The organism is Sandaracinobacteroides sp., assembly GCF_057137845.1.
Genome location: NZ_DBNHFX010000090.1, coordinates 1 through 2934, shown reverse-complemented (window position 1 = coordinate 2934; position 2934 = coordinate 1). Strand labels below are relative to the sequence as shown.

Genomic DNA, 2934 nt, shown 5'->3' with positions numbered 1-2934 from the left:
AAGGTCACGTCCCAGTCGGCGCCCTGCCACCATTCGGGAATATCGTGCATCCAGTGGGCAAGGCCGAACATCGGATTGAAGTCCCGCGGGACCCAGTTGTCGTCGATCGCGTCAGAGTCCGCACCATATTCGGCTTCGCCGCCGGCCGGGCACGGAAAATAGCAGAACAGCGCCGAGGCAATCCTGTGCCGGCCGATGCCCATATCGGATTTCGGCCAGCCGCGACGATCCATGTAATTCTTGCCGGCCATCATCTCGTCCAGGTCGGTCAGGACATAATTGGCGTGATGGAACCGCAGTTGCCCGTCCATGCCGGGAAGCCCGGCATTCGAATTGATCAGGGCGATGTTGTGGTGATCGTTCACGCCGTCGGCCCGATAGTAGATGCCGAAATCGCGCTGCCGGTCGCTCAGCCGGAAGTTCAGCCGGGTTTCGAGGAATTGAATTGTCGAATCCCTGTCTGGCGCAAGATAGCCGATGTGGCTCAGCCCCTTCGGCCACGCACGGTGGATCCAGCGCCGGTGCACGTTCATGCGCCTGATGTTCCCCGGCGAGTTCACCGGTTCGGATGGTGCAAACACCATGCGCTTTTCCGGCCAGTGCCGCAGGCCCATCGGGATGCCGTTGTCCAGCACGAAATGGTGGATGCCGTCGGCGTCGGCGCGCACTTCTCGATCCGCGGCGACGTTTGCCACCAGTTCGCGCAGGCTTTCCGCAGTATCGACACCCCAAACGATTTCATGCACCCCCTGCCCTACGATCTTCGATCCGGGAACCGGGTGCGTCGCAAGTGCGCGAAACAGCACGCGTGAATTATCCGGCAACAGAAATGCCGCCTGATCCTGATCGCGCTTATGCAGTTTCAGGCCGAAATCTTCGAAGAACTGCACGCTTTTCTCGACGTCATCGACGCAATAGACCAGTCGCTCGATACCGATGATTGCCACGCCCAGCCCTCCTTCTCGCACCTTTGCATGTTGTCCACACAGGGCTAGAGGAACTGCCTGCGCCACTGAAATCAAAATTGGCTATCCAACCCATAAGGTCAGGCAATTGAAGGGTCAGCCGTTGAGGCGCGCGGCGATCGCTTCCAGTTCGACACGGCCGGCGTTGCGGAACATGTCGGACATGCCGTGGCCGATCTCGATTTCGCCGGCCAGCATCCGCCCAACCACATCGTCCACGAACAGCGACACCGGCACCCCGTCGCCGTGCAATCCAGAGCCGCCGAGATCGGTGTTCACCATCGGCGGCACGATTTCGACGACTACAACAGCCGTGCCGCGCAACTCGGCGCGCAGGGCCTGCGAGAAGCTGTGCAGCGCGGCCTTGGTCGCGGCATAGACCGGAGCAAAAGTGACAGGCAGAAACGCCAGCCCGGAACTTACATTCACGATTGCTGCGTGCGGCTGCTGCCGCAGATGCGGCAGGAACAGTGCGCACAGGTGAACGGGCGCTTCGAAGTTTATTGCGATCTCCTGGGCGCGGTCTGCCCATGGGGCAGTGTCGGCGCCAAACCGCTGCCGCCGCTGGATCCCGGCATTGTTCACCAACACGTCCAGATCGGGTAACAGCCGCAGGGCGTCGTCCAGCAATCGTGCGCGTCCGTCTGCCGTCGCAACATCGGCCTGCACTGCCAGAAGGCCGGGTATCGCGTCGACGGCGCGTGCCAGCCGCCCGACATCGCGGCCGCAGATCATCACCCGGTTGCCGCGCGCCACCAGCACCCGCGCAAACTCGAAACCGATACCGCTGCCGCCACCGGTGATCAGAATATTGTTTTCCCGCAGTTCCACCCTTCTCCCTTCCTGCCGTCAGCCCGCGGGCCGATCGAAAAGCAGCAACTCGGCGGCCGCATCGAAGATGGCGTCCGGGTCCAGGCGATAGGCTTGATACAGGTCGGGCAGGTCGCCCGTCTGTCCGAAACGGTCGGTACCAAGCGGGCTGACAGGCATTCCGCGCACACCGCCCAGCCACGAAAGCGCGGCGGGCGATCCATCCAGCACAGTCACCAGCCCCGCCCCCGGCGCAAGTTCCGCCAGCAGGGTTTCCGCGTGACTGGGCGCTGCCCTGCCGCCGGTCCAGCGCGCCGCGCGTGACGCCGACCAGTCACGGTGCAGAAGATCGGGCGACGTGACGTTCAGCAGCCCGAGGCCGGGCAGATCGTCGGCCAGCTGTTCATAGGCGGCGATGGCTTCCGGCGCGATCGCCCCGGTAAACACGATTGCCGCCCTTGCCATCGGCTGGGGCCGTCGCAGCCAGTATCCGCCCTTCAGCGCATCCTGCTTCCAGCCGTCGCCATCGCGCTTTTCCTGCACGATCGAGCGCGTGGAAAGGCGCAGATAGAACGAACTTCCGAGCGCGCTCTGCATGTCGGCGAAGGCGTGTTCCATCATCAGCGCCACTTCGTCGGCGAACGCCGGTTCATAGCTGGTCAGGTTTGGCTGCCCCATGCCGATCAGCGGCGTGTTGATCGACTGGTGGGCGCCGCCCTCTCCGCCGAGGGTGATGCCGGACGGCGTTCCAACCAGCAGGAAGCGGCTGTCCTGGTAACAACCATAGTTCAGCGCATCCAGCCCGCGCGCCAGAAAGCAGTCATAGATGGTGCCGACCGGAAGCAGCCGCGTGCCGAAGTGCGGCGCCGCCAGCCCGAGCGATGCCAGCAGCAGGAAGAAATTGCTTTCCGCGATCCCCAGCTCGATGTGCTGCCCGGCAGCGTGCTGCACCCATTTCTGCGCGGAAGGAATGTTCGCCTTGTGGAACACGTCGGCCAGCTCCTGCCTGCGAAACAGGCCGCGCTGGTTGACGAATGCGCCCAGATTGGTGGTCTGGGTCACGTCGGGCGCGGTGGTGACGATGCGGTCGGCCAGTGCGTCCCCGGATTTCGCCAATTCCAGCAGGACATGCCCGAACGCCGACTGGGTGGATTGCTCG

At 63.6% G+C, this 2934-nt stretch carries 3 protein-coding genes; all 3 read right to left on the bottom strand.

The genetic code is table 11. The annotated features are described in order from the left end of the window. Positions 1–947, bottom strand: a 947-nt coding sequence (locus AC16JP_RS04745) for a VOC family protein (RefSeq protein WP_484339456.1), incomplete at its 3' end; no start/stop codon positions are given. A 114-nt stretch (positions 948–1061) separates the two neighbouring features. Then, complete coding sequence (locus tag AC16JP_RS04740) at positions 1062–1796, bottom strand: SDR family oxidoreductase (protein WP_484339455.1); 735 nt, start codon at positions 1794–1796, stop codon at positions 1062–1064. Positions 1797–1814: 18 nt separating this feature from the next. Next, positions 1815–2934: transketolase family protein (locus AC16JP_RS04735; RefSeq protein ID WP_484339454.1), on the bottom strand; the 1120-nt coding region annotated here is incomplete at its 5' end.